This is a genomic window from Roseomonas aeriglobus (assembly GCA_016937575.1).
Classification (GTDB): domain Bacteria; phylum Pseudomonadota; class Alphaproteobacteria; order Sphingomonadales; family Sphingomonadaceae; genus Sphingomonas; species Sphingomonas aerigloba.
This window is the reverse complement of record JAFHKN010000002.1, coordinates 2096105-2122227: the sequence shown is the minus strand read 5'-3', so window position 1 is coordinate 2122227 and position 26123 is coordinate 2096105. Positions and strand designations below refer to the sequence as shown.

Sequence of the window (26123 nt, the reverse complement as noted above, 5' to 3'; positions counted from 1 at the left end):
CCGCAGCTTCGATCCATTCCAATCGCGACAGGGGACCGCGAGCCGTGAACATCATCCTTCTGGGGCCTCCGGGCGCAGGCAAAGGCACGCAGGCGAGCCGGCTCGAGGCCGATCGCGGCATGGTCCAGCTGTCGACCGGCGACATGCTGCGCGCAGCGGTGAAGGCGGGGACGCCGGTCGGCCTGAAGGCGAAGGCCGTGATGGAAGCGGGTGAGCTCGTCTCCGACGCGATCGTCTCGGCGCTGATCGGGGAGCGGCTCGACATGGCCGACACCGCGAACGGCGCGATCTTCGACGGCTATCCCCGCACCGCCGCGCAGGCCGAGGCGCTCGATCTCCTGCTCAGCGAGCGCGGCCGCAAGCTGGACGCCGTGATCGAACTGGCCGTGAACGAGGATGCGTTGGTCGAGCGTATCACGGGCCGCTACACCTGCGCCAAGTGCGGCGCGGGGTACCACGACAGCTTCAAGCAGCCGAAGGTCGAGGGCGTCTGCGACGTCTGCGGTTCGGAAGAGTTCAAGCGCCGTCCGGACGACAATGCGGAGACGGTACGCACGCGCATGGCCGAATATCGCGCCAAGACCGCGCCGATCCTGCCGATCTACGACGCACGCGGCATCGTCCACCGTGTCGACGGCATGGCCGACATCGCGCAGGTGACGGCGGAAATCGAAGCGATCCTCGACCGGTTGGGGTGAAAGACAACCTCCCCCCGGCAAGGGGAGGGGACCGCCGCGAAGCGGTGGGGGAGGGGTGTCACCCTCTCCGGATAGCGAGACACCCCTCCGTCAGCCCTGCGGGCTGCCATCTCCCCTAGCAGGGGAGGATTCGTCGGTGCTCTTGACGGCGGCCCGCGGCGGCGCATCCTTTCCGATCAGGGAGGGACTGCACATGAAACACCTGCTCACCGCCATCGCGCTCGCCGCCGCGACGCCCGCGACGGCCGGCGTTACCAGCGCCACGCCGACCAGCTTCGTGATCGAGACGAGCGTCACCATCGATGCGCCACCGGCGAAGGCCTGGGACACGCTGCGCAATCCACCCGCCTGGTGGAACCCCGAACACACCTATTCGGGCAAGTCTGCGAATCTTTACCTGGACGCGCAGGCGACCGGCTGTTTCTGCGAGCGCCTGGACGACAAGGGCAGCATCGAACACACCCATATCGTCTATGTCCAGCCGCGGCGGATGATCCGCATGATCGGTGGGCTCGGTCCGTTGCAGGCCGAAGCGGTGACCGGCACGCTGACCTTCAAGCTTGATGCCGAGGGGGCAGGAGCGACGAAGCTGTCGATGATCTATGTCGTCGGCGGATTCATGCGGCAGGGTGGCGAGGCGCTGGCGCCGGTGGTCGACCGTGTGCTGGGCGATCAGCTGGCGCGACTCAAGGTTGCAGCCGAAGGCGCCTCGACGGCAGCACCCGGAACATGACCCTTTTGTAATGCTTCGGCCAGCCGCCGGACGGGGGGCGGGGTGCATAGCGTCTTTCGGAACGGCAACGTGCCGGACCCGAATTGACGCGAAGGAGATTGCCGATGTCCCGTCTGTTCCTGTCGACCGCTGCGCTCGCGCTTATCGCGGCGCCGACGATCGCGTCGGCCCAGCAGCCGACTGCGGCGGCCAAGACTGCGGCGGCCAAGCACAAGGTCGTCGCGACCAAGACCGTCAAGACGGTGAAGACCACGAAGAAGAAGTAATCGCTGACGACGCGAAGTCATTCCCTGTGTTTCCCCGGGAGCAAATCCCCTTACGCCCGGGGATGCAAACGGCCGGTGAAGGTTACTCCCGCCTTCCCGGCCGCATTGCGTTTCGACGCTGCGGCGTCGTAATCGGCGTCATGCGCCGTAAGCTCTCCCCGTCGGGTTCGCGCTGATGCGCCTGTCGACCACCGCCCGCATCGGGCTGATGACGGTCGCGCTCGCGCTGGTCGCGGGGTGGGTGCCGGTCGCCTTTCTGTGGAATTCGACGCATGACGACGCGATCGGCGTGCTGCGGCGCGATACGCTGGAGCGCAGCCGGATCCTGACCGCGGCCGTGCGCCGCGACGGGCGTCGTGCGCTCGACGATGCGGCGGCGCAGGCGCGCAGTGTGCAGGACAGTTCGTTGATCGTCGCGCTGGTCGACGATGACGGCGACCGTCTGGCCGGGATCGGTCCGGAACGGCTTGCGGAGCCGCCGGTGCCCGGGTTCCGCATCGCTCATGTCGGCACGACCGAACCCTGGAACACGCGCGAGGCCGGGGTCGACCTGGCGCGCGTGCCCGGCGGGTGGCTGGTCACCGGCCGGATGCTCGATGACTGGCAAGCCTCCCAACGCGGGATCGAGCGGGCTTTGCTCTTGTCGGCCCTGGTTGCGCTGGTCATGGGCGTTGCCGGCGCCGCTGTCCTGATGCGCTATGTCAGTCGCCGCATCGACGCCGTCGCGACCACTGCCGATGCCGTCGCCGCGGGCGACCTCGCCCGCCGGGTCGCGCTCCCGCCCGATGGGCACGACGCCTTCGATCGCCTGGGATCGCGGGTCAATGCGATGCTCGACCGGATCGAGCGTCTGATGGAGGAGTTGCGCATCGTCACCGACAGTCTGGCGCACGACCTGCGCTCCCCGGTCGCGCGGCTGCGGGCGAAGGCGGAGGCGGCGCTGGTCGCGACCGACGAAGCCCAGCGCGAGACGGCGCTGGGCGGGCTGATCGGGGAGGCCGACATGCTCGGTCGCATGCTGGGCGTGTTGCTGGAGATCAGCCGGTTCGAGGCGAGCACCCGCCGCACCGGCTTCACGCCGGCCGAACCCGGCGCGATCGCCGCGGCGCTCGCCGAACTCTACGAACCCGTGCTGGAGGACGCCGGCATCGCCTTCGCGGCCGACATCGCCCTCGTCGCGCCGATCGATCTGCACCGCGAACTCCTGTCTCAAGCGATCGCGAACCTGATCGACAACGCTGTCCGACACGCGCCTGACGGTGGCAGCATAACCTTGTCGGTTACGGAGCAGACGGAGGGCGTCCGCATCGCCGTCGCCGACCGCGGCCCCGGCATCGCGCCCGAGGACCGCGAGGCAGCGTTGCGCCGTTTCGGTCGACTCGATCCGGCGCGCAGCAAACCGGGCGCAGGGCTGGGGCTGACGCTGGTCGCGGCGGTCGCCCGGTTGCACGGCGGGCGGCTCGAATTGGGGGACAATGCGCCGGGGCTGGTGGCAACGCTGATATTGCCGCGGGGGTAGGGAAGGGCCCGCCACGTCGTTCCGGGCGATGGTGGGTGTCTATAGATCGGCCTAGGGCTTTCTATAGGGTGACCAGCCGTGCGGGACGGGTGAGCTGCTTTCAGGACGCGTTGCCGTCGCCATACGATTGCACGTGCGCCGGAACGGGCGACAGACGGGTTGACTCGCCGGGCAACGCCCCCTAATTGCCGCGACTTCCGAACCTCCGGCTGACCGGCGGCGCTTTTGGCGCACGTCGGCATTTGTGCGTTTCGGGAATTTCAACGCGATGAGATGCGTCGACGGCCATGTCGGCGCGTGGAGCTGGGAGACCAAATTCATGGCACGTATTGCGGGCGTTAACATCCCGACCAACAAGCGCGTTATCATCGCGCTGCAGTATATCCACGGCATCGGCCCGGCAAAGGCCAAGGAACTGACGACGAAGCTGGAGATCGCTCCGGAGCGTCGCGTTCAGGACCTGACCGACCAGGAAGTCCTGCAGATCCGCGAAGCGATCGACGCCGGCTACACCGTGGAAGGCGATCTGCGTCGCCAGACCGCGATGAACATCAAGCGCCTGATGGACCTGGCCTGCTACCGCGGCCTGCGTCATCGCAAGGGCCTGCCGGTCCGCGGCCAGCGTACGCACACCAACGCGCGCACCCGCAAGGGCAAGGCGAAGCCGATCGCAGGCAAGAAGAAGTAAGCGCGGGGCGCTTACTTCTCCGCCGGAGGCAAGCATGAGGCAGACCGCCCGCCGCTCTCCGGACCACTTGCTACGATCCACTTGAGAATTCAGGTCAGGAATACCACATGGCACAAGCACCGCAGCGCCTTCGCCGTCGCGAGCGCAAGAACATCACCGCCGGCGTCGCGCACGTGAACGCCAGCTTCAACAACACCATGATCACCATCACCGATGCCCAGGGCAACGCCATTTCGTGGTCGTCGGCCGGCATGATGGGCTTCAAGGGCTCGCGCAAGTCGACCCCGTATGCGGCGCAGGTCGCAGCGGAAGACGCTGGCAAGAAGGCCGCCGAACACGGCGTCCGCACCCTGGAAGTCGAAGTGAAGGGTCCGGGTTCGGGCCGCGAATCGGCGCTGCGCGCGCTGCAGGCGGTCGGTTTCCAGATCACCTCGATCCGCGACGTGACCTCGATCCCGCACAATGGCGTGCGTCCGTCGAAGCGCCGCCGCGTCTGATTACCGTTCGTCGGTCCGCGCGCGGTTGATCGCGCTGCGCGGACCGATTTTTTTCCAGGCGCCGGCCCGATCAGCCGGTGTCCAAGAGCAAGGGGTAGCCCGTGTCCGTCAATCCCAAGAACTGGCAGGAACTCAAGAAGCCCAATGGCCTCGAGAAGAAGGGCGGCGACGGCAAGCGCAAGTCGACCTTCATCGCCGAGCCGCTGGAGCGTGGCTTCGGCCTGACGCTCGGCAACGCGCTGCGTCGCGTTCTGCTGTCGAGCCTTCAGGGCGCCGCCGTCACCTCGATCAAGATCGAGAACGTGCTGCACGAGTTCTCGTCGCTGGCCGGCGTCCGTGAAGACGTGACGGACATCGTGCTGAACGTGAAGCAGATCGCGCTGAAGATGCAGGGCGAGGGGCCGAAGCGCCTCCAGCTTTCGGCCACCGGTCCGGGCGAAGTGAAGGCAGGCGACATCGCGGTGTCGGGCGATATCGAGGTGATGAACCCCGATCTGGTCATCTGCCATCTCGACGACGGCGCGACGCTGAACATGGAACTGACCGCCGATACCGGCAAGGGCTATGTTCCGGCCGCGAACAACCGTCCGGCCGATGCGCCGATCGGTCTGATCCCGGTCGATGCGCTGTATTCGCCGGTCCGTCAGGTGTCGTACAAGGTCGATCCGACCCGCGTCGGCCAGGACCTCGATTACGACAAGCTGACGCTGACCGTCGAAACCGATGGCACGGTGACCCCGGAAGACGCGGTGGCCTATGCCGGCCGCATCCTTCAGGACCAGCTGGCGCTGTTCGTCCACTTCGACGATTCGAGCGTCACGCGCTCGGCGCCGATCGGCGTGGCCGTGCCTTCGGCCCAGCCGGAAGCTGCCGGCGACACCGCGACGATCAATCGCTTCCTGCTGAAGAAGGTCGACGAGCTCGAACTGTCGGTCCGCTCGGCCAACTGCCTCAAGAACGACAACATCATCTACATCGGCGATCTGGTCCAGAAGACCGAAGCCGAGATGCTGCGCACGCCGAACTTCGGCCGCAAGTCGCTCAACGAGATCAAGGAAGTGCTCTCCTCGATGGGGCTGCGCCTGGGCATGGAAATCCCGGGTTGGCCGCCTGAGAACATCGAAGAGATGGCCAAGAAGCTCGAGCAGGAGATCCTCGGCTGATCGCAGCGGATTAGCGAATGCTAATCCGCGTCGCGGCGATCAGCACGGACGGCGGGCTTCAGCCCGACCGACGACGCGGCTTTGCCGCGTCGCTGCCCCTCCACCGCTCTTCGAGCGGTCCCCCTCCCCGAGACAAGCTCGGGGAGGACTTAGAAAGGCAGACGGTGGCCGCCTAAGAAGTGCCACCAGGCTTGGGGTTCCGTTGAACGGCCCCCTGACGAACGAAGAAGGACTTACCCATGCGTCATCGCGTCGGCGGCCGTAAGCTGCAGCGTACCTCGGCCCATCGTATTGCGCTGTTCCGCAACATGTCGGCCGCGCTCATCAAGCATGAGCAGATCACCACGACCCTCGCCAAGGCGAAGGAACTGCGTCCCTACGTCGAAAAGCTGATCACGTTGGCGAAGAAGGGTGGTCTTTCGAACCGCCGTCTGGCCCATGCCCGTCTGCTCGACGATGCGCAGCTGACCAAGCTGTTCGACGTCCTCGCGTCGCGCTACGCCGACCGCAACGGTGGCTACACCCGCATCATCAAGGCCGGCATCCGCGCGTCGGATGCGTCGCCGATGGCGATCATCGAATTCGTCGACCGCGACGTCTCGGCCAAGGGCCAGGATTCGGGTCCGGTAATGAGCGAAGAGTTCGAAGAGGCGTGAGCCTGGCGTAGCCTGGGGGCCGAAACCCTCTTCGAACGGCCGGCGGTGCTCAGGCACCGTCCGATTACGCGGCTTTGCCGCGGCGTTCGTGGGATGGGATCGGCACTTCGCAGCCTAAACGCTTGAAGGGGAGGTCTCACCGGCTACGGTGCGGCCTCCCTTTTCGTATCCGGAGATCTCGATGCGTCGCGCGTTCCTCGTCGCCCTGCTAGCCGCTACCTCTCCCGCCATCGCCCAGGATGCCATGCCGAAGCTGACCTATCCGCAGACCGAACGCGGCACGACCGTCGATGAACAATTCGGCATCAAGGTGGCCGACCCCTATCGCTGGCTCGAGGCCGACGTGCGGAACGACGAGAAGGTCCGCGCCTGGGTGACCGCACAGAACGGCGTGACGGACGCCTATCTGGCCACGCTGCCGGGCCGCCAGATCTTCAAGGACCGGATGAAGGCGCTCTACAATTACGAGCGTTTCGGCCTGCCGTCGAAGAAGGGCAGTCGCTATTTCTATTCGCGCAACACGGGGTTGCAGAACCAGTCGGTCCTCTATGTCCGCGACGGTCTGAACGGGACCCCGCGCGTCCTGATCGATCCCAATGCCTGGGCCAAGGACGGCGCGACCGCGCTCGGCGGCTATACCGCCTCGCACGACGGCACCAAGCTGCTCTATTCGATCCAGGACGGTGGCACCGACTGGCGCACGCTGAAGGTTATGGACGTCGCAACCGGCAAGGACACCGGCGATCAGCTGGAATGGATCCGCGGCCTGGGCGACTGGATGAAGGACGGATCGGGCTTCTTCTACACCCGCTATCCCGAGCCTGCCGCGGGCCAGAAATATCAGGCGGTGCCGCTCAACTCGAAGGTCTATTTCCACAAGCTCGGCACGCCGCAGTCGGCCGACCGCCTGGTCTACGAAACCCCGGACATGCCCAAGCGCGGCCATTATGCGGGCGTCAGTGACGACGGCCGCTACCTCATCATCTACACCAGCGAAGGCACCGACAATCGCAACGAAGTGTCGGTCGTCGACCTCCAGTCCGCGGACTGGACGCCGCGCAAGCTTGTCGACGGACTGAACAACGAATGGTCGGCGTTCGGCAACGTCGGCACGAAATTCTACTTCAAGACCAACAAGGATGCCCCGCGCGGCCGCGTGGTGACGCTGGACATCGCGCAGGCCAATCCGCAGCCGGTCGAAGTGATCGCACAGGACGCGGCGGTGCTCGACGGCGTCAGCATCGTCGGCGGCATGATGCTGGCCGACTATATGGCCGACGTGAAGACCGACGTGCGCCGCTATGCGATGGACGGCAAGCCCGCGGGCAAGGTCGCCCTGCCGGGGATCGGTTCGGCCGGCGGCTTCGGCGGCGATCCGGAGGATCCGGAGACCTTCTTCGCCTTCACCAGCTTCGCGACGCCGTCGACCATCTACCGCTATGATGTGAAGACCAACCAGGCGACCGTCTGGGCGGCGCCGAAGGTCGCGTTCGATCCCAGCGCCTTCGAAGTGAAACAGGTCTTCTACCCGTCGAAGGACGGCACGAAGATTCCGATGTTCATCATCCACAAGAAGGGGTTGAAGGGCCCGGCGCCGACGATCCTGTACGGCTATGGCGGGTTCAACGTGTCGCTGCTGCCCAGCTTCTCGGCGACCCGCATCGCGTGGATGGAGCAGGGCGGGGTGATCGCCCAGCCGAACCTGCGCGGCGGTGGCGAATACGGCAAGGCGTGGCACGACGCCGGCCGCCTGCAGAACAAGCAGAACGTGTTCGACGACATGATCGCCGCGGCCGAATATCTCGACAAGCAAGGCATCTCGTCCCCGCAGAAAACGGTCATTCAGGGCGGATCGAACGGCGGCCTGCTGGTGGGCGCGGTCATCAACCAGCGCCCGGACCTGTTCGCCGCCGCGCTGCCGGCGGTGGGCGTGATGGACATGACCCGCTTCGACCGTTGGACCTCGGGCCGCTACTGGGTCGACGATTACGGCTATCCGTCGAAGGAGGCCGATTTCAAGACGCTGTACAAATATTCGCCCTACCATAACGTCCGTTCGGGCGTGACCTATCCGGCGATCCTGGCGACGACCGCCGATACCGACGACCGCGTGGTCCCCGGCCACACGTTCAAATACGCCGCGGCGATCCAGAATGCCGATATCGGCCCCAAGCCGCACCTCGTCCGCATCGAAACCCGCGCCGGCCACGGATCGGGCAAGCCGACCGACAAGATCATCGAGGAAGCCGCCGACCTGTGGGCCTTCTCGGCGAAGTGGACCGGCATGGAAGTGAAACCGGTGCGGTGACGCGAAAAGGCCGCTGCACAGCATCGTGCAGCGGCCTTTCACGACATTCAGGCCGCCTATAGCTGGAAGCCAATCAGGCCTCCAATCGCAGCCGCAGTTAGCATGTAAACGATAAACGGCGCGGTCAGCAATTTCGGCCGGACGTGTCTGTGCCAAGGCAGTGGCTCAAACTCATCAAGGGAGCGCAGGCGCTTGCGGTGCGGCATCCCGGAAGTTTAGCGTCCAAAAGTTGCCGCGGGATTGCCAAGCGTCACGACATGGCAGTGCTTGCCTGAACCCTTGCCCCCCGCGCCCGACCCGCTAGATGGGCGCATGGTCGACCATCCCGATTCCATCCTCATCGTCGATTTCGGCAGCCAGGTAACCCAGCTGATCGCGCGCCGCGTGCGCGAGGCGGGGGTCTATTCCGAAATCGCGCCCTTCACCTCCGCTGAAGCTGCGTTTGCGCGGATGCAGCCCAAGGGCGTCATCCTGTCGGGCGGTCCCGCTTCCGTTGTGGACGAGGGAAGCCCGCGCATCCCGCAGGCGATCCTCGATGCAGGGCTCCCGATGCTCGGCATCTGCTACGGCCAGCAGGCGCTGACCGCACAGCTCGGCGGTCAGGTCGACAAGGGCAACAGCGGGGAATTCGGCAAGGCGTTCGTCGAAGTCTCGGACGGCTGCAGCCTGTTCGACGGGCTGTGGAGCGAAGGCGACACGCATCAGGTGTGGATGAGCCACGGCGACAAGGTGACCGAGCTCGCGCCGGGCTTCCGCGCGGTCGCCTCCAGCCCCGGCGCGCCCTACGCGATCATCGCCGACGACGCGCGCCGCATCTATGCGATGCAGTTCCATCCGGAAGTCGTCCACACCCCCGACGGCGGCAAGCTGATCGCCAATTTCGCGCGCCATGTTGTGGGTCTGGCCGGCGACTGGACGATGGCCGAGTTCCGCCAGACCAAGATCCAGGAAATCCGCGCGCAGGTCGGCAAGGGCCGCGTGATCTGCGGCCTGTCCGGCGGTGTCGACTCGGCGGTGGCGGCGGTGTTGATCCACGAAGCGATCGGCGAGCAGCTGACCTGCGTCTTCGTCGACCACGGCCTGATGCGCTCGGGCGAGGCCGATCAGGTCGTCAGCCTGTTCCGCGGCCACTACAACATCCCGTTGGTCCATGTGGATGCGTCCACGCTGTTCCTCTCGGGTCTGGCCGGCGTCACCGACCCCGAGGCCAAGCGCAAGTTCATCGGCAAGACCTTCATCGACGTGTTCGAGGCCGAGGCGAAGAAGATCGGCGGCGCCGAATTCCTGGCGCAGGGCACGCTCTACCCGGACGTGGTCGAAAGCGTCAGCTTCACCGGCGGCCCGTCTGTGACGATCAAGAGCCACCACAATGTCGGTGGTCTGCCCGAACGCATGGACATGAAGCTCGTCGAGCCGCTGCGCGAGCTGTTCAAGGACGAAGTCCGCGACCTCGGCCGCGAACTGGGCCTGCCCGACATCTTCGTCGGCCGCCACCCGTTCCCCGGACCCGGCCTGGCGATCCGCATCCCCGGCGAAGTGACGCGCGAACGCTGCGACATCCTGCGCAAGGCCGATGCCATCTACCTCGAGGAAATCCGCAACGCCGGGCTGTACGATGCGATCTGGCAGGCCTTCGCGGTGCTGCTGCCGGTCCGCACGGTCGGCGTGATGGGCGACGGCCGCACCTATGACAGCGTGCTGGCGCTGCGTGCGGTCACCTCGACCGACGGCATGACGGCCGAGGTGTTCGGCTTCCCCGGCGACTTCCTGCCGCGGGTCGCGACGCGGATCGTCAATGAGGTGAAGGGCGTTAATCGAGTGGTGTACGACTATACGTCGAAGCCGCCCGGCACCATCGAGTGGGAGTGACCGGGACTCGGGATCGCGCGGGGCGCGAGCCCGGCCCGGTCGCTCGGCAGCGAACAGCTGCCGCGCCGCAGGTTGAGGCCGCGACGACGCACGACCGCGAGGCGGTCGTCGCCCTGTGGCGCGCCTGCGACCTCACGCGGCCGTGGAACGACCCTGACCGCGACTTCGTGCAAGCCGTCAGCGGCGCGACCTCCGCAGTGCTGGTGGTGCGCGACGGCGAGCGCGTCGTCGGATCGGTCATGGTCGGCTTCGACGGCCACCGCGGATGGGTGTATTATGTCGCCGTCCACCCCGTATCCCGCCGCCGCGGCCTCGGCCGCGCGCTGATGGCGGCGGCGGAGAACTGGCTAGTGGCGCGGGAAGCGCCGAAGCTGCAACTGATGGTCCGCGAGGGGAATGAGGCGGCGGCGCGATTTTACGAGGCGCTGGGGTTGGAGCGGCAAGCGGTCGTCACGTTTGGGCGTTTTCTCAACGACGTCGAGTGAGTACATTCTTTCGCGACCGTTATTAACGGGCGTTTCGAAAGCGCGGCGAGAATGATGATTGCCTTACGCACTATTGGTTTCGCTTTAGGGTCAGGACTCATTGGTCATAGCCAGAAGATGACGGTGGCCGCGAGGGCGACGGCAGAGAAGAAGACGGTTGGGCAGCGGTCGTAGCGAGTTGCGACGCGGCGCCAATCCTTCAGACGGCCGAACATGATCTCGATGCGGCTGCGGCGCCGGTAGCGGCGCTTGTCGTATCTGACCGGCTCGTTGCGCGATCTGCGGCCCGGGATGCAGGGCTGGATGCCTTTGGCTTCCAGGGCGTCTCTGAACCAATCGGCATCATAACCACGGTCGCCAAGCAGCCACTGTGCTTTCGGCAGATCGTCGAGCAAGGCTGCCGCGCCGGTGTAGTCGCTGACCTGCCCGGCGGTCATGAAGAAGCTCAAGGGCCGCCCGTCCGCATCGCTGACGGCGTGCAGTTTGGTGTTCATGCCGCCTTTCGTGCGGCCGATCAGACGGCCGAGATCCCCTTTTTTACCCGCAGACTCGATGCCGTGCGGTGTGCCTTCAGGTAGGTCGCGTCGATCATGACGGTCTTCGGCACGGCCTCCGCTGCCGCGAGACCTTCCATCATTCGCAGGAAAATACCCCTCTCGCTCCACCGCTTCCAGCGATTGTAGAGCGTCTTGTGCGGCCCATAGTCCTTCGGTGCATCACACCAGCGTAGCCCGTTGCGATTGACGAAAATGATGCCGCTGAGCACCCGCCGATCATCGACCCGAGGCTTGCCATGGCTCTTGGGAAAGAACGGTTGCAGACGCGCCATCTGCTCATCCGTCAGCCAGTACAGGTCGCTCATCCACTCTCTCCTCACGGAGCCTGAATCAGATCGCGCCTCCCACATCAATGGGTCCTGACCCTAGCGGCGCTTCAGCCGTTCCTGAGCAGTCATAGTGCGGCGTGTTTCATCGTGCCGACATCAAAGCAGATTTCTCAAGATCAGTTTGACGGCGCGATGCTCGCGTCGGTGCGCCGGCTCGGTCAAATCTTCGAGGCCGAAATCCTGCAAAACGACATTCCCGGCAGGTGGAGGCTGAAAGTCGGAAACGTCTTTCTCGGATCGATGAAAAAAGGACAGATCTTACAAGGCGTTTCAAGCAGAAGCGCCTGTAATCGAGCGACATTGGTCAAGGGCGATCGTGGGTTGATACTGGCCGGCTGGCAGCACGATGGACTGAGCTTCCAGCATTCCTTCCTAGAGAGTGAAGAGGTCGCCTCACTAAAAAGGGTCGGACTTCTGCCAGCGGATTATCCAACGCCGCGACCTCGCCGCCGACCATCCGACATCTCGAAATGAAAGCGCCATGACTCTTACCTTCTACGGCATCCCCAATTGCGACACCGTGAAGAAGGCCCGGACGTGGCTCGACTCCCGCGCCATCGCCTACACCTTTCACGACTACAAGAAACTCGGCGCCGATCGCGACAAGGTAACCGCCTGGGCGGACGAAGTCGGTTGGGAAAAGCTGCTCAACCGCGCCGGCACGACGTTCCGCAAACTGCCCGACGCCGATCGCGCCGATCTGGATCAGGCCAAGGCGATCGAACTGATGGTCGCGCAGCCCTCGCTTATCAAGCGGCCGGTGGTGGAGGGGGCAGGGGCGTTGCTCGTCGGGTTCAAGCCGGAGCTCTACGACGCGGCCTTCGCCTGACCCGTCGTTGCTGGCGGTCTGGTCGAAACGCCTGCGTTCCGATACGCTTCCCGTGGGATTTGGGGAGGATTGGATATCATGGCAATCGGTCGCGCAAAGGCGCCGGCGTGGTTCTGGCTCGTGGCGGTGCTGCTGGCGCTGTGGGGCGCGATGGGCGTGTTCGCCTGTATCCAGCAGTTCCGACTGGGCGCCGACGCGATGGGGCCGGCGGACGACTATTACCGCGCGCTCTATGCCGCACTGCCGGCGTGGTACAACATTGTGTATGCGGTGGCGACCGGCATGGGCTTCATGGGCAGCGTCGCGCTGTTGATGCGCTCGCGGGTGGCGCGGTCGTTCTATGTCGTTTCGTTGGTCGCGGTTGTCATCCAATTCGGCTGGCTGTTCGTGATGACCGACATGATCGCGGTGCGCGGCGTCGCGGTGGCGGCGGGGTTTCCGATCGTCATCCTGGTGGTCGCGCTGTTTCAGGTCTGGCTCGCCGGGCTGGCGATCCGGCGCGGGTGGATCGGCTAAGTCTTGTCCTCCCCTGGAAGGGGAGGTGGCCCGCGAAGCGCGTCGGAGGGGTGTAAAGCTCTTCGGATAGCGGGACACCCCTCCGTCAGGCCTTCGGCCTGCCACCTCCCCTTGCAGGGGAGGATTGGGCGTAAAAAATCATTTTCCTACATGGCTGCAATCTGCTTCACCCTGTCGGATGGCTCAGACGGATTCCTCGCACCGCATCCGATCGTCAAAAGTGACAAAGGTGACGAAGGCTGACGAATTGACCGCGGTATCGCAACTTTTGGCCGCGGCGCTTCCCGCGCTGGACCCGGCGGACCCCGAAGCGTAGGCCCCTTTTAACCATGTCCACGACCTTCACCCTCGACACCGCGACCAGCCGCGCGAACCCCACGCCCGCGCCGATGAAGCGGCTGACCGTGCCCGCGATCCAGGGGCGCAAGGGCGGCGATCCGATCGTCATGCTGACGGCGTACACCGCGCGGATGGCGCAGCTGCTCGACCCGCACTGTGACATGCTGCTGGTCGGGGACAGCCTGGGGCAGGTGATCTACGGTCTGCCCTCGACGCTGTCCGTCACGCTCGACATGATGTGCGCGCATGGCGCCGCGGTCGTGCGCGGTAGTTATCATTCGGTCGTCGTCATCGACATGCCCTTCGGCAGCTACGAAGCCTCGCCCGAGCAGGCGTTTGCCAGCGCTGCGCGGATCATGGCGGAAACCGGCGCGGCGGCGGTGAAGTTGGAGGGCGGGGCGGCAATGGCGCCGACCGTCGCTTTCCTTTCGCAGCGCGGGATCCCGGTATGCGGCCATGTCGGCCTGACCCCGCAGGCGGTCAACGCCCTGGGCGGCTATGGCGCGCGCGGGCGTAGCGATGTGGAGGCGGCAAAGATCCTGTCGGATGCCAGGGCCATCGCCGAGGCTGGCGCCTTCGCCCTCGTGGTCGAAGGGGTGATGGAAAGCCTGGCCAACGAGATCGTCGCCGCGGTCGGGTGCCCCGTCATCGGCATCGGCGCCTCTGCGATGTGTGACGGGCAGGTCTTGGTGACCGAGGACATGCTGGGCCTGTTCGAACGCACGCCGCGCTTCGTGAAGACTTATGAGGACATTGCCGGCCGCATTTCCGCCGCGGTCGACGCCTATGCAAACGAAGTGCGCGCACGCAGCTTCCCCGGCGACGGGCAGGTCTATCGTCCCAAGGCCTGACAAGGCGCCGCTTTCGTTTCCCCTGCATCGCCGCTAAGGCAGCGCGCGAGTTTGCCGTTTGGAGTGACTTTACGTGGCGTTGACCCCGCAATCGAACGAAGCCTTCCTGCGCGAGGTCGACGAGGAGCTGCGTCGCGAGGAAGCGATCAAGCTGTGGAAGCGCTGGGGCATCGTCATCGTCGCCGTGATCGTCGCCGCGCTGGTGGCGCTGGCCGGCTGGCTGTGGTGGCAGTCGCATCAGAAGAACGTCGCCGGCGAACAGGGCATCAAGTTCAACCAGGCGATGGATGCGCTGGGCAACCAGCAGCCGGACAAGGCCGCGCCGATCCTCGCCGATCTCGCGAAGAACGGAACCGAGGGCTATGCTGCGCTCGCCAAGTTCACCCAGGCCGACATCGCGCTGCAGAAGGACGACCTGAAGACCGCGGCGAAGCTGTTCGCGGAAGTCGCCGGAGACAGCGGCAACGCCGAACCACTGCGTAATCTGGCGCTCGTCCGCCAGACGCTGGCCGAATATGATACGCTGCAGCCGCAGGTCGTGATCGACCGGCTTCGCCCGCTGGCGGTGAAGGGCAATCCCTATTACGGCTCGGCGGGCGAGATGACCGCTGTGGCGCATCTGCGGATGAACCGCCGCGACCTGGCCGGCCGAATGTTCGGCGAAATCGCGCGCGATGAAAATGTCCCTGCCTCGATCCGTCAACGCGCGGTTCAGATGGCGGGTGTTCTGGGTGTCGATGCCGTCGACCAAGCTGAGGAAAAGAAGGCAGGATGAAGTCGTACGTTAAGACCACCGCGGCGATCGCGCTGATCGTCAGCCTGGGTGGCTGCGGCATCTTCAAGGGCTCGGCGAAGAAGACGCCGGTGCTCGGCGATCGCGTGCCGATCCTGATGACCGAGAATTCGATCGACATCGATCGGACCATCGCGAACATCGAGGTCGTCGTGCCGCTGGCGGTCGCCAACGACGCCTGGACCCAGCCGGGTGGCAATGCCGCCAAGGCGATGGGGCATGTCGCACTGGCCGAAACGCCGTCGCGCGCCTGGTCGATCGAGATCCCCGGCGGCGACAAGCGCACGCGCCTGGCCGCCGCCCCGGTTGTCGAGGGCGGCAAGCTCTATGTCACCGACACCGCCGGTGCCGTCCACGCCTATACCGCCGACACCGGCGCGACGCTGTGGACCGCGCAGACCGTGAAGGGCGAGGAAAATACCAAGGCGCGCTTCGGCGGCGGCGTCAGCGTCGAGGGCGGCAAGGCCTTTGCCACCAACGGCCTGGGCGATGTCGTCGCGTTCGACGCGAACACCGGCGCCGAACTGTGGCGCGCGAAGCCGGGCGGTCCCCTGCGCGGAGCGCCCACGCTCGCCAACGATCAGGTGTACGTGCTCAGCCAGGACAACCAGCTGTTCGCGCTGAACCAGTCGGACGGCAAGATCGCCTGGACGTCGTCGGGAAGCCTCGAATCGCAGGGCGTATTCGGCGTGGCCGCACCGGCCGCGGCGCAGGGCACCGTCGTCGCAGGCTTCTCGAGCGGAGAGCTCAACGCCTATCGCTACGAGAATGGCCGGACTTTGTGGGCCGATGCCCTGTCGCGCTCGAGCATGTCGACCAGCGTGTCGGCGCTGTCGGACATCGACGCCGAACCGGTAATCGACCAGGGCAAGATCTACGCGATCGGCCAGGGCGGCCGTATGGTCGCGCTCGATGTGCTGAGCGGTCAGCGGCTGTGGGAACAGAATCTCGCCGGCATCGCGACGCCGTGGGTGTCGGGCGAATGGATCTTCGTCGTCACCGACGATGCCCGGCTGATCTGTCTGGCGCGCGCGTCGGGCAAGATCCGCTGGATCAGCCAGTTGCGCAAATATCGCGTCGAAAAGAAGAAGACGCAGAAGGACCCGGTGTCCTGGGTGGGGCCGGTGCTCGCTGGCAACAAGCTCTGGCTGGCGAACTCGCTGGGTGAGATCGTCGCCGCATCGGTCACCGATGGCACCGTGCAGACGACCCTGTCGGCGAAAAAGGCAGTCTTTAGCCTGTCGCCGATCGTCGCCAACCAGACGCTGTATCTGTTGTCGGAAGAAGGGACGCTGGTCGCCTATCGGTGATCTTCGACCTCCCGGTTCTTCTATGCGGACCCCGGTTGCGAAAGCGATCGGGGTTCTGCCATTTTTCCGTTCGGGCCGAACGGTGTTAAGGGTGCGCACGTACCCGTTGTCGGATTGCTAGAAACCCATGCCCCTTCCCACCGTCGCCATCATCGGGCGTCCCAATGTCGGCAAATCGACGCTGTTCAACCGCCTGGTCGGCAAGCGGCTGGCGCTGGTGGATGATCAGCCCGGCGTCACCCGCGACCGGCGCGAAGGCGACGCGACCCTGCTCGGCATGGATTTCCGCATCGTCGACACGGCAGGCTTCGAGGACAAGGACGTCGCGACGTTGCCGGGCCGGATGCGCGTCCAGACCGAAGCGGCGGTCGAGGATGCCGACGTCGCGCTGTTCATGGTCGACGCTCGCGCCGGCGTCGTGCCGCTCGACGAGGAAATCGCCCGCTGGCTGCGCGGCACCGACACGCCGATCGTGCTGGTCGCCAACAAGGCCGAAGGGCGCGCAGGTGAAACCGGGGTGATCGAGGCGATGGCGCTGGGCTTCGGCGAACCGGTCCAGCTGTCGGCCGAACATGGTGAAGGCATCGTCGAGCTGTTCGAGGCGCTGCGCCCGCACGTCGAGCGCGATGAGGACGAGGTCGCGGAGGAGGATCCCGAATCGCCCGACGCACCGTTGAAGCTGGCGATCGTCGGCCGCCCCAATGCGGGCAAATCGACGCTCATCAACCGGATCCTGGGGCAGGATCGCCTGATCACCGGGCCGGAAGCCGGCATCACACGCGATTCGATCGCGATCGACTGGACCTGGCACGGCCCCGACGGGCCCCGCGCCGTGCGCCTGATCGACACCGCCGGCATGCGCAAGAAGGCGCGGGTGCAGGAAAAGCTCGAGAAGCTGTCGGTAATGGATGCGCTGCGGGCCGTCGATTTCGCCGAAGTCGTCGTGCTGATGATCGACGCCACGCGCGGGTTGGAAGTCCAGGATCTGAAGATCGCCGACCGTGCGCTGCAGGAGGGCCGCGCGCTGGTGATCGCGCTGAACAAATGGGACGTGGCCGAAAACGCCTCCAGCCTGTTCAACGGGATCAAGGCCGCACTCGACGAAGGACTGGCGCAGGTGAAGGGCGTGCCCGTGCTGACCGTGTCGGGCGCGACCGGCAAGGGCATCGACGTGCTGCTGAAAGTCGCATTCGAGACGCGCGAGGCCTGGTCGCGCCGCGTGTCGACCGGCCAGCTCAACCGGTGGTTCGAACGCGCGATCGAAGCCAACCCGCCGCCGGCGCCTGGCGGCAAGCGGATCAAGGCGCGCTACGTCACGCAGGTGAAGACCCGCCCGCCCAGCTTCGTATTGTTCGGCACCCGGGTCGACCAGCTGCCGGAAAGCTATCGTCGCTACCTCGTCAACGGGCTGCGCAAGGAATTCGACTTCGGCGCGGTGCCGGTGCGCCTGACGATGCGCGCGCCGAAGAACCCGTTCGATCACAGCAAGGACTGACCGGCGCGGTGGTGATCGACGCGCGGGACATGCGCTGTCCCTGGCCGGCGTTGCGGCTGGCGAAGGCGTTGCGGACAGCGGAGGGTGCGGTGGAGGTGCTGGCCGACGATCCGATCGCGCCGCGCGAGCTCGCCGCGGTCGCCTCGGCGGCGGGCTGGTCGGTCGAAACGCTAGCCACCGATCGATTTCGTTTTGTGCAACCCTCTTGAAATCAACGAGCTGTTTACTCCCACCCCCTAAAACGGCGGAAAGGACCGGTGCAATGGCGCACCGCGGAGTGGGCATATGGTGACCGGAATTCCTGAAGCAGCGGTGATCGACTGGCGGGCGCTCGCGGCGGCGCGGGTCGAACTCGGTGCGAATTTCGTGCGCATTCTCGGTTATTTCCGCGAGGATGGTGAGAAGTCGGTCGCGGCGATCGAAGCCGCAATGCGCGCCGGCAATGCGGCCGCAATGGTCATTCCGGCGCACACGCTGAAGGGCGAATCGGCGCAGTTCGGCGCCGAGCTATTGTCCGTCCGCGCCGAGGCGATCGAGACGATCGCCCGCGACTGTGTCGAAACCCACGACACGCCGCAGGAGGCGTTGGAGCATGTGGCCGGCCTTCGAGCCTTGTTCGAGGAAACGCTGAGCCTGCTCGAACGCGAAACGAGCCCGCTCGTCGAGCGCCGCCCGGCCGCCGGTTTCGGACGCCGCGCCGTCTGACGGACCGCCGACGCCTTTCGACGTAAAATCACTTCCCTCCGCGCCGACCTTAAGTATTGTCGGACAAAAAGGAGGGGTGTTGGATGGCCAGTCACGAAGCGATCGTTCGCGATCCGCGGTATCGCGCGCTGTTGAAGCGGCGGGGACGGTTTGCGACGGTCCTGACCATCGTCATCCTGATCGCCTATTTCGGGTTCATCGGGCTCGTCGCCTTCGACAAGCCGCTGCTTGGCGCGTCGCTGTCGGGCGGGGCGACGTCGATCGGCATTCCTGTCGGACTCGGCCTCATCATTCTGTCGATCGTACTGACCGGCCTGTATGTTCGTCGCGCCAATGGCGAGTTCGATGCGGACCTGGCGGCCATCCGTGCGGAGCATGACGCATGAGCCCGCGCTGGCTGATCGCCGCCGCGTTGATCTGCGCGGCCACCGCGGCGTCGGCCCACGCCGTCGCCCCGGCCGTGCAGCAGGCGACCAACCGGACCGCGATCGCGATGTTCGGCGCCTTCGTGGTCGCGACGCTGGGCATCACCCGCTGGGCGGCCGGCAGGACCAAGACGGCAGCCGATTTCTACACCGCCGGCGGCGGGATCACCGGGTTCCAGAACGGCCTGGCGATCGCGGGCGACTATATGTCGGCGGCCTCGTTCCTGGGCATTTCGGCGCAGATCTATACGGATGGCTATGACGGCCTCATCTATTCGATCGGCTTTCTGGTCGGCTGGCCGATCCTGCTGTTCCTGATGGCGGAGCGGCTGCGGAACCTGGGCCGCTTCACCTTCGCCGACGTCGCCTCTTTCCGCTTCGCGCAGACGCCGGTCCGGACCTTCGCTGCGATCTCGACGCTGGCGGTCGTGCTGTTCTACCTGATCGCGCAGATGGTCGGGGCCGGGCAGCTGATCAAACTGCTGTTCGGCCTGCCCTATCCTTACGCGGTCGGCATCGTCGGCGTGCTGATGACCTGTTACGTCCTGTTCGGCGGCATGACCGCGACGACCTGGGTCCAGATCGTGAAGGCCGCGCTGTTGCTGGGCGCGGCGAGCTTCATCGCCATCGCCGTGCTGTGGCGCTTCAACTTTTCACCAGAGGCCCTGTTCGCCCGCGCGGTCGAAGTGAAGGGCACGTCGGCGATCATGGGGCCGGGCGGGTTCATCAAGGATCCGATCAGCGCAATTTCGCTCGGCATGGCGCTGATGTTCGGCACAGCCGGCCTGCCGCATATCCTGATGCGCTTCTTCACCGTGCCAGATGCCAAGGCAGCGCGGACCTCGGTGCTGTGGGCGACGGGGTGGATCGGCTATTTCTACTGCCTGACCTTCATCATCGGGTTCGGTGCGATCGTGCTGGTCGCGACCGATCCCGGCTTCCTGGACGCAGACGGCGCCCTGCGCGGGGGCACCAACATGGCGGCGATCCATCTGGCGCAGGCGGTCGGCGGCAATCTGTTCCTCGGCTTCATCTCCGCGGTCGCCTTCGCGACGATCCTGGCGGTCGTTGCCGGGCTGACCCTGTCGGGCGCGTCGGCGGTGAGTCACGACCTTTATGCCAGCGTGTTCAAGCGCGGCGCTGCCGATACGGCATCCGAGCTGCGCGTGTCGCGGATCACCGTGCTCGTGCTCGCCGCGGTCGCCATTGCGTTGGGCATCGCGTTTGAGAAACAGAACGTCGCCTTCATGGTCAGCCTGGCGTTCGCGCTGGCGGCGTCGGGCAATTTCCCGGTGCTGCTGCTGTCGCTGCTGTGGAGCGGCTGTACGACCCGTGGCGTGGTCGCGGGCGGCCTGAGCGGCGTGGTGCTGGCGTTCGTGCTGACGGTGCTGTCGCCGGCGGTGTGGGTGAAGGTGCTCGGCTATCCGGAGGCGATCTTCCCCTATGGCTCACCGGCAATCTTCTCGATGCCGGTGGCGTTCTTCGTCATCTGGCTGGTGTCGGTGACCGATCGTAGCGGCCGGGCGGCGGTGGACCGCGACGGGTTCGCGGCGCAACAGGTGCGGCAGGAGACGGGAATCGGTGCGGCGGGAGCCTCGGCGCACTGAGGCCTTTGCCCTCGCTAAAGTTGCGATACTGCGGTCAATTCGTCAGCCTTCGTCACTTTTGTCACCTTTGTCACTTTTGGACGAGCGCTCGCGCCTTCCGGCGTGGGTGACGGCTTCACGGGTTCAAGGAGCGGTGGCCGTTTGAGCGGCTTCCTCGTCGAAGCAAATGAATTCCAACATTGCAACTGGCCTGGTGCTCCTGTGCAGGCGGGACATTTTCACCCCTCCCCTTCAGGGGAGGGGTTGGGGGTGGGCCTATCCGCGAGCGATTAGCCTGCGGCACCGCCCCACCCCAACCCCTCCCCTGAAGGGGAGGGGCTTGCTTCAAACGTAGCGCTCTAACTCTACAGCGCCCGAAACCGGAAATCGCGGAACTTCGCTTCGCCCTGACCGGCCGAATACAGCCCCGGGCGCAACATCAGGAAGCCGCCGCGAACGTTGTGGTGGTAGCCCGACACTTCCATGCCCCGGTCGAACCGCGTCCAAGTCCGTCCGTCGTCGCTGGACGTGTGGAAGCTGACGATATGCCGGTTGTTGGTCACCCGCATCCGCATCCGGCGGCCATGCGGGTTGGCGGGGCGGCCGCGTTCGATGCCGTACTGGTGCGTGACGAAGCGTTTCTCGTCGAAGCCCAGCCCGCAATAGAGCTTCTCGTCGTAGAACAGGATCAGCCCGGCGGTGCCACCCGGCGCGATTTCGATATCGCATTCGAACTGATAGGCCTGGTCTCCCGCGATCAGCAGGAGCGGAGAGGACGACGACGGCGCCGCACCGCGTGCCGCCAGCACCAGCGCACCGTTCTCGACCCGCGCGCGGGTGCGTTCGTCCGCGGCAGGTTTGAAGAAATTCCATTTGCTGCCGATCGCCAGGTCACGGAAGTCGTCGCTCAGCGCCTGGCCGTGCGGACCGACTTTTCGGCCACCCTTGGGCGCGGCAAGGGGGCGGGACAGGTCGCCGCCCGTCATCCGGAACCAGCCGTCCGCGGTCCATTCGACCGGATCGAGCAGGGTCTGGCGCCCGAGCGTCCAATAGCCGTTCTCGTACCCGTGATAGACGCTCCACCAGTCGCCCGCCGGCCCCTCGACCAGCGTCGCATGGCCGCGTGACCACCATTTCTCGGCCGGGTCGGTCGTGCGGACGATCGGGTTGTGCGGGCAATTCTCCCACGGCCCATGGATCGACCGCGAGCGTGCGGCGATGACCATATGGCCGGTCGGCGGCCCGGCCGTCCCGCCGACCGCGAGGATCAGGTAGAACCAGCCCTTGTGCCGCAGCACCTTTGGCCCTTCGGGACTGAAGCCTTCGACGTCCCAGTCGTTCGGATAGCGCCAGGGGTCGTAGACATGCTCGGGCTCACCGACGCGGGAGAGGCCGTCGTCGGACAAGCGGACCCGGTCACCGCCCGACAGGAACAGCCAGCGACTGCCGTCCTCCCCGACGGCATGGCCGGGGTCGATATGCGCGGGCAGCTTCAGGTCGACGGGCTCGCTCCACGGCCCCCGGATGTCGTCGGCCCAGATCACCCAGTTGGTCGTCGGGTTCTTGGTCGGGATATAGAGGAAATAGCGGCCCTTATGCTTGGCGAGTTCGGGCGCCCAGACCGATCCGATGTTCTTCGTCAGCGCCGCGGTGATCGGCACCCAGTTCAGCAGGTCGCGCGAATGCCAGATGACCAGACCCGGATAGGAATCAAAGGTCGAGAAGGTCATGTAGTAATCCGCCCCGTCCTTCAGGATCGTGGGGTCGGGATGGTCGCCGGCCATCAGCGGGTTGAGGAAGCGGCCGTCGCCCAGGTCGGCGACCCGCTGATTGTCGAGCCCGCGCTTCCAATCCGGAGCGGTCCCCCGCCGCTGCGCCGTCGCGGATGCCGGCAGCGCTGCAGCGATAGCAGCGGTACCAGCGGTCAGAACGGCGTCGCGGCGGGTGAGGGTCATCGTGTCGTCTCGTCCGATCGCGTCAGAATTTGAACCGCGCGCCGATGCGATAGATCGGGCCCGAGCTGGCATATTGGGTTACGACGTTGCGCGCTTCATAGGCGTAGCGGTTGCTGGTCTGGTTGGTCAGGTTCAGACCCTCGGCGGTGATCGAGAACCAATCGGTGAACTTGTAACTCGTCGACGCATCGACGTTCAGCGTCGAGCGGGAAGACACGAAGTCGTTGACCAGCGGACCGTTGCATTCCGTGCCTGCAATCGACGGATTGGCCGGAATGCTCTGCAGGCCGGGTGCGCACGGCCCCGATGCGATCGGATATTGCGTGCTGTAGCCCTTGCGATAGGCACCCGAGACACGGGCCCGGAACTTCTTCGTTTCGTAGAAGAGGGTCGCGTTGACCGCCTGGGGCGAAACACCCAGGAACGGACCACGGCCCAACACCTGCGGCGTCACCTGTACACCCTGCGCATTCTGCACGCCGGGGTCGAGAATATAGTTCAGCTGAGACTTGATGTAGGTGTAGTTCAGCTGCGCGCCGAAGTTCTTGAGGAATCCCGGCAGGAAGGTGAAGTTCTGCTGGTAGCTGACTTCGACGCCGCGCAGATAGCCGCCGGGCGCATCGGCGAACTGGCGTGCGGTAAAGGGGTTGTTCGCGTCGAGATATGCGATCTGCGCCGCGTTGGTGAATTGCGCGCGGATCGCCGCGATCGTCTCGGCATCCGCAAACTGGCTGAGCGGCGCGGTGAACAGGATCGTCTGCGGGAAGCTTTCGATATCCTTCTGGAACAACGCGACCGAGAACAGGCCGCCACGCGCGAAATACCATTCGTAGCTGAGGTCGAGGTTGGTCGAGCGGAACGGCTTGAGCTTCGGATTGCCGACGGTCAGCGTCGCGCCGACGTTGTTGCCGTCGTTCGGAACCGAAATCGCGGTGATGGTCGGCGACAGATTGCCGAGCAGCGGACGCGCCATCACCTTCGATACCGCGAACCGAACGATGACGTCGGGCAGGGGTTCGAACACCAGGTTCATCGACGGCAGGTAATCGGTATAGCGATTGGTGCCGACGATCGGGCGGCCGGCCGTCGTGGTGCCGTTCGATGTCACGTCGGTGATCGCGATGCGGGTGCCGGCATTGCCGCGGAACGGAATGTCGAAGATCGTCGTGTTCCAGTCGGCCTGGAAGTAGAGCCCGGTATCCTTTTCGGTGACCGAGAAATTCTCACGCCCGCCGTTGCGCCGCGTCGTCAGGCGCCAGTCACCCCATTTGTTGACGCAGTCGCAGGTGAAGTCGAACAGGTTCTGGAACCCGGCGATCGTCGGCACGATGAATTGCGAGGCCGTGCCCTCCGGCACGTTCAGCCCCTGTCCGAAATTGACGACCTTGCTGACGGACGCGACGGTGGCGCCGGCTTCCTTCAATGTCGGATTGAGCAGGTCGTTGTTGCGTTCCGCCAGTGACGTTTCAAACCCGAACTCGCGATAATTCCCGCCGAACCCAAGATTGAATTCGTCGTTCACCTGCCAATCGAAGTCGATCTTCCCCTGCTTGTAGGTGTTCTTCACCTTGCGCTGGTAATGGCGGATCGCCGAGAAGCCCTTGACGACTTCCCAGGCATTGGGATCGGCGGCATTGAAGCCGAAGTCGATCTTGGGCATGTCGCCGCCGCCCCGTTCGTCGTAGACGAAGTTGTTGGGGCTATCCATGCGGTTGAATTCGACGAGCAGGCCTTGCGTATTGTTCGTCGATTCGGACATGCCGCCGATGAACACGGCCTTGAACGTGTCGGTGAACTGATGCGACAGGTTGAGCGATGCCTGCTTGAACTCCGTCGTATATTCGCTCTGGTCGGCCGCCGAGCGGAAATCGACGTTGCGCAGGACGAGATAGTCAGCGACGCCGTTTGAAACATTGGCATCGAGCACATCGACCGCCGGGCGGCCGATCAACTGGCCGCGGAAGGCGGTGCGGTTGATCGAAGGGATGTAACCGACCGAATTCGGGTTGTTGTAGTAATCATAGGGATCGAGATTGAACGGGTTGGTCGAGAAGATGTTGGCCGCCGCCGGATCGCTTGCCGCCAACGCGCCCGGCACGACGGCCGAGGGCGCCAGCACCGAGGTCACCCGGTTGCCGTTGCGATCGAGCGCGGTCGCAAATGCCGGGGTGGTGCCATAGAGTTGCTGGCCGCAATCCTGCGCGGGGACCAGATCGCTCCCCGCGGCGGGCGTGCATAGGCCGGGATATAGCGCCCGCGAGCCGGTCGATCCGGTGATCGCCAGGCCCGCGCCGGGCGCCAGCGCACCGCCGACCGATGGGGCGGTGTTATAGGCGGCGTTGGTGTTGTTTCGGTTCAGGCCGACGGACGAGATCTGATTGTTCGTCGACCGGTTCTTGAAGCGCGAGTAGGCGCCGTCGATGCTGAGCAGCGTCCGGCTCGAGATCCGCCATTGATAGGCGGCGGTCAGGCCGATGCGCTCGTTCTTCACGTCCTGCTGTTGCAGCGTCGCAAGCGCCGGAATGCGAACCAGCGAATCGTCGAAGCGGCCGGCCGTGTTGTACGGCGCACCGGGATACAGCTTCGCATAGGCCGCGGCGTCCGACCCGGTCTGGAAGGCTATGGCGTCGGGGTTGGTGATGGCGCTGCCGAACGTCGTACCTGCCGGGGCCGCGAAGCCGGCGCGCTGGGGATTCTCGTTCCCCGCCCATTGCGTCCCGCGATAGAGATAGTCCGACTGGCCGGCCGCGCGGGCGTACTGGTCGAGCTCGTTCTGCGCCTTCGCGTAGGCGCCCGAGATCAGGATTCCCATGTCGCCGCCGGCGAACCGCGTCGACGCCAGCCCGGCGATACGCGGCGACCATTTCTTCGAATTCTGCTGGTAGCTGCCTTCGGTCGATAGCGCGAAGGTGCTCTTCTTATAGTCGAACGGCCGGCCGGTCTGCAGGTCGATCGTGGCGCCGAGCGAGCCTTCGTCGGTTTCGGCCGACGGCGTCTTCTGGACCTTCAGCGAACTGAAGAGTTCGGAGGCGAAGGTGTTGTAATCGAAGCTGCGGCTGCGGTTGGGGCTGGTGCCCGCATCGTTCGACCCCGCGGTTGCCAGCGCCTCCAAGCCGTTCAGGCGAGTGCGGTTGAAGTCGCCGCCCAGGCCGCGAACCGTAATGCCGCGCCCTTCGCCATTGTCCCGATCGATCGAGACGCCGGGAAGGCGTTGCAGCGATTCGGCCAGGTTATTGTCGGGAAAGTCGGCAATGTCGTCGGCATTGATCGCGTCGACCTGCACGGTCGCGATGCGCTTGGTATCGATCGCGCTTTCCAGGGCGGCCCGGTAACCGGTGACGACGATGTCGCCTTCGCTCGCGTCCTGCGGGCTCGGGACAGTCTGGGAGGGCGTTCCCGTCTGAACCGGCACGGTGACCGCTGCGGCAGGCGTCGGGCCGTCATGCGCGTCCGCCGGCGTCGGACCGAACAGCGCCGCGACCGCAATCGCGAGCGTGGACGTGGCGCCGAGGCGAGAAGCGGTCTTCAGGGCTTTCATCAAATCCTCCCAG

General features: G+C 65.4%; 25 protein-coding genes. 22 read left to right on the top strand and 3 right to left on the bottom strand.

Annotated features, from left to right (window positions below; genetic code table 11):
* Positions 1–44: 44 nt before the first annotated feature.
* The 11 genes from JW805_10635 to JW805_10585 all read left to right on the top strand — a co-directional run bounded on the left by JW805_10635 (position 45) and on the right by JW805_10585 (position 10882).
* A complete protein-coding gene (locus tag JW805_10635; GenBank protein ID MBN2972473.1) occupies positions 45–698 on the top strand; it encodes an adenylate kinase in 654 nt (217 codons plus the stop codon).
* Between the two features lie 193 nt (positions 699–891).
* Positions 892–1431: an SRPBCC family protein gene (locus tag JW805_10630; protein ID MBN2972472.1), complete on the top strand. Its 540-nt coding sequence runs from the start codon at positions 892–894 to the stop codon at positions 1429–1431.
* Positions 1432–1535: 104 nt separating this feature from the next.
* Positions 1536–1697, top strand: coding sequence for a hypothetical protein (locus JW805_10625; protein ID MBN2972471.1), 162 nt, complete (start codon positions 1536–1538; stop codon positions 1695–1697).
* Positions 1698–1872: 175 nt separating this feature from the next.
* Entirely contained in the window at positions 1873–3216 is a 1344-nt protein-coding gene (locus tag JW805_10620; GenBank protein ID MBN2972470.1) for a HAMP domain-containing histidine kinase, read from the top strand.
* 319 nt (positions 3217–3535) lie between these two features.
* Positions 3536–3904, top strand: coding sequence for a 30S ribosomal protein S13 (gene rpsM, locus JW805_10615; protein ID MBN2972469.1), 369 nt, complete (start codon positions 3536–3538; stop codon positions 3902–3904).
* 107 nt (positions 3905–4011) lie between these two features.
* Positions 4012–4401, top strand: coding sequence for a 30S ribosomal protein S11 (gene rpsK, locus JW805_10610; GenBank protein MBN2972468.1), 390 nt, complete (start codon positions 4012–4014; stop codon positions 4399–4401).
* A gap of 101 nt (positions 4402–4502) precedes the next feature.
* On the top strand, positions 4503–5564 hold the full coding sequence (locus tag JW805_10605; protein MBN2972467.1) for a DNA-directed RNA polymerase subunit alpha: 1062 nt from the start codon (positions 4503–4505) through the stop codon (positions 5562–5564).
* 239 nt (positions 5565–5803) lie between these two features.
* Positions 5804–6220, top strand: a complete 417-nt coding sequence (gene rplQ / locus JW805_10600) for a 50S ribosomal protein L17 (protein MBN2972466.1) — start codon at positions 5804–5806, stop codon at positions 6218–6220.
* Between the two features lie 181 nt (positions 6221–6401).
* Positions 6402–8528 carry a S9 family peptidase gene (locus JW805_10595; GenBank protein MBN2972465.1) on the top strand — a complete coding sequence of 709 codons (2127 nt, stop codon included), beginning with the start codon at positions 6402–6404 and terminating at the stop codon, positions 8526–8528.
* A 312-nt stretch (positions 8529–8840) separates the two neighbouring features.
* Positions 8841–10397 carry a glutamine-hydrolyzing GMP synthase gene (gene guaA, locus JW805_10590; protein ID MBN2972464.1) on the top strand — a complete coding sequence of 519 codons (1557 nt, stop codon included), beginning with the start codon at positions 8841–8843 and terminating at the stop codon, positions 10395–10397.
* Positions 10394–10882, top strand: a complete 489-nt coding sequence (locus tag JW805_10585; GenBank protein ID MBN2972463.1) for a GNAT family acetyltransferase — start codon at positions 10394–10396, stop codon at positions 10880–10882. Before guaA ends, JW805_10585 begins: the two co-directional genes overlap by 4 nt.
* A 104-nt stretch (positions 10883–10986) precedes the next feature.
* On the opposite strand, the gene JW805_10580 is transcribed toward JW805_10585, so the two are convergent.
* Positions 10987–11744, bottom strand: a protein-coding gene (locus JW805_10580) for an IS5 family transposase (GenBank protein ID MBN2972462.1) whose coding sequence is annotated in 2 segments (ribosomal slippage) — positions 10987–11423 and positions 11423–11744 — 759 coding nt in all. Because the reading frame shifts where the segments join, the coding sequence is not laid out codon by codon here.
* Between the two features lie 111 nt (positions 11745–11855).
* Between JW805_10580 and JW805_10575 the strand changes: the two genes are divergently transcribed.
* The 11 genes from JW805_10575 (at position 11856) to JW805_10525 (ending at position 20638) form a co-directional block, all read left to right on the top strand.
* A complete protein-coding gene (locus JW805_10575; protein MBN2972461.1) occupies positions 11856–12242 on the top strand; it encodes a hypothetical protein in 387 nt (128 codons plus the stop codon).
* 7 nt (positions 12243–12249) lie between these two features.
* Positions 12250–12597 (top strand): ArsC family reductase, encoded by a 348-nt coding sequence (locus JW805_10570; GenBank protein ID MBN2972460.1) that lies wholly within the window; start codon positions 12250–12252, stop codon positions 12595–12597.
* A gap of 78 nt (positions 12598–12675) precedes the next feature.
* A complete protein-coding gene (locus tag JW805_10565) occupies positions 12676–13113 on the top strand; it encodes a hypothetical protein (GenBank protein MBN2972459.1) in 438 nt (145 codons plus the stop codon).
* Between the two features lie 389 nt (positions 13114–13502).
* Entirely contained in the window at positions 13503–14303 is an 801-nt protein-coding gene (panB, locus tag JW805_10560) for a 3-methyl-2-oxobutanoate hydroxymethyltransferase (GenBank protein MBN2972458.1), read from the top strand.
* Positions 14304–14376: 73 nt separating this feature from the next.
* Entirely contained in the window at positions 14377–15078 is a 702-nt protein-coding gene (locus JW805_10555) for a tetratricopeptide repeat protein (GenBank protein MBN2972457.1), read from the top strand.
* Positions 15075–16406 (top strand): PQQ-binding-like beta-propeller repeat protein, encoded by a 1332-nt coding sequence (locus JW805_10550; GenBank protein MBN2972456.1) that lies wholly within the window; start codon positions 15075–15077, stop codon positions 16404–16406. Before JW805_10555 ends, JW805_10550 begins: the two co-directional genes overlap by 4 nt.
* Before the next feature lie 127 nt (positions 16407–16533).
* Positions 16534–17901, top strand: a complete 1368-nt coding sequence (der, locus tag JW805_10545) for a ribosome biogenesis GTPase Der (protein ID MBN2972455.1) — start codon at positions 16534–16536, stop codon at positions 17899–17901.
* An 11-nt stretch (positions 17902–17912) separates the two neighbouring features.
* A complete protein-coding gene (locus tag JW805_10540; GenBank protein MBN2972454.1) occupies positions 17913–18110 on the top strand; it encodes a sulfurtransferase TusA family protein in 198 nt (65 codons plus the stop codon).
* A 76-nt stretch (positions 18111–18186) separates the two neighbouring features.
* Positions 18187–18606 (top strand): Hpt domain-containing protein, encoded by a 420-nt coding sequence (locus JW805_10535; GenBank protein ID MBN2972453.1) that lies wholly within the window; start codon positions 18187–18189, stop codon positions 18604–18606.
* 83 nt (positions 18607–18689) lie between these two features.
* The gene (locus JW805_10530; GenBank protein MBN2972452.1) at positions 18690–18992 is read left to right on the top strand and encodes a DUF485 domain-containing protein; all 303 of its coding nucleotides are present in this window, start codon (positions 18690–18692) and stop codon (positions 18990–18992) included.
* Positions 18989–20638 carry a cation acetate symporter gene (locus JW805_10525; GenBank protein ID MBN2972451.1) on the top strand — a complete coding sequence of 550 codons (1650 nt, stop codon included), beginning with the start codon at positions 18989–18991 and terminating at the stop codon, positions 20636–20638. Before JW805_10530 ends, JW805_10525 begins: the two co-directional genes overlap by 4 nt.
* A 344-nt stretch (positions 20639–20982) precedes the next feature.
* On the opposite strand, the gene JW805_10520 is transcribed toward JW805_10525, so the two are convergent.
* Positions 20983–22572, bottom strand: coding sequence for a family 43 glycosylhydrolase (locus JW805_10520; GenBank protein ID MBN2972450.1), 1590 nt, complete (start codon positions 22570–22572; stop codon positions 20983–20985).
* 22 nt (positions 22573–22594) lie between these two features.
* Complete coding sequence (locus JW805_10515) at positions 22595–26110, bottom strand: TonB-dependent receptor (GenBank protein ID MBN2972449.1); 3516 nt, start codon at positions 26108–26110, stop codon at positions 22595–22597.
* Positions 26111–26123: the final 13 nt, after the last annotated feature.

What these genes read in the sequence shown, in the direction of transcription:
- JW805_10630 (MBN2972472.1), top strand. Translation starts at nt 892, where the DNA reads ATGAAACACCTGCTCACCGCCATCGCGCTCGCCGCCGCGACGCCCGCG.
- JW805_10625 (MBN2972471.1), top strand. Translation starts at nt 1,536, where the DNA reads ATGTCCCGTCTGTTCCTGTCGACCGCTGCGCTCGCGCTTATCGCGGCG.
- JW805_10620 (MBN2972470.1), top strand. Translation starts at nt 1,873, where the DNA reads ATGCGCCTGTCGACCACCGCCCGCATCGGGCTGATGACGGTCGCGCTC.
- rpsM (MBN2972469.1), top strand. Translation starts at nt 3,536, where the DNA reads ATGGCACGTATTGCGGGCGTTAACATCCCGACCAACAAGCGCGTTATC.
- rpsK (MBN2972468.1), top strand. Translation starts at nt 4,012, where the DNA reads ATGGCACAAGCACCGCAGCGCCTTCGCCGTCGCGAGCGCAAGAACATC.
- rplQ (MBN2972466.1), top strand. Translation starts at nt 5,804, where the DNA reads ATGCGTCATCGCGTCGGCGGCCGTAAGCTGCAGCGTACCTCGGCCCAT.
- JW805_10595 (MBN2972465.1), top strand. Translation starts at nt 6,402, where the DNA reads ATGCGTCGCGCGTTCCTCGTCGCCCTGCTAGCCGCTACCTCTCCCGCC.
- guaA (MBN2972464.1), top strand. Translation starts at nt 8,841, where the DNA reads ATGGTCGACCATCCCGATTCCATCCTCATCGTCGATTTCGGCAGCCAG.
- JW805_10570 (MBN2972460.1), top strand. Translation starts at nt 12,250, where the DNA reads ATGACTCTTACCTTCTACGGCATCCCCAATTGCGACACCGTGAAGAAG.
- JW805_10565 (MBN2972459.1), top strand. Translation starts at nt 12,676, where the DNA reads ATGGCAATCGGTCGCGCAAAGGCGCCGGCGTGGTTCTGGCTCGTGGCG.
- panB (MBN2972458.1), top strand. Translation starts at nt 13,503, where the DNA reads ATGAAGCGGCTGACCGTGCCCGCGATCCAGGGGCGCAAGGGCGGCGAT.
- JW805_10550 (MBN2972456.1), top strand. Translation starts at nt 15,075, where the DNA reads ATGAAGTCGTACGTTAAGACCACCGCGGCGATCGCGCTGATCGTCAGC.
- der (MBN2972455.1), top strand. Translation starts at nt 16,534, where the DNA reads ATGCCCCTTCCCACCGTCGCCATCATCGGGCGTCCCAATGTCGGCAAA.
- JW805_10535 (MBN2972453.1), top strand. Translation starts at nt 18,187, where the DNA reads ATGGTGACCGGAATTCCTGAAGCAGCGGTGATCGACTGGCGGGCGCTC.
- JW805_10530 (MBN2972452.1), top strand. Translation starts at nt 18,690, where the DNA reads ATGGCCAGTCACGAAGCGATCGTTCGCGATCCGCGGTATCGCGCGCTG.
- JW805_10525 (MBN2972451.1), top strand. Translation starts at nt 18,989, where the DNA reads ATGAGCCCGCGCTGGCTGATCGCCGCCGCGTTGATCTGCGCGGCCACC.
- JW805_10520 (MBN2972450.1), bottom strand. Translation starts at nt 22,572, where the DNA reads ATGACCCTCACCCGCCGCGACGCCGTTCTGACCGCTGGTACCGCTGCT.
- JW805_10515 (MBN2972449.1), bottom strand. Translation starts at nt 26,110, where the DNA reads ATGAAAGCCCTGAAGACCGCTTCTCGCCTCGGCGCCACGTCCACGCTC.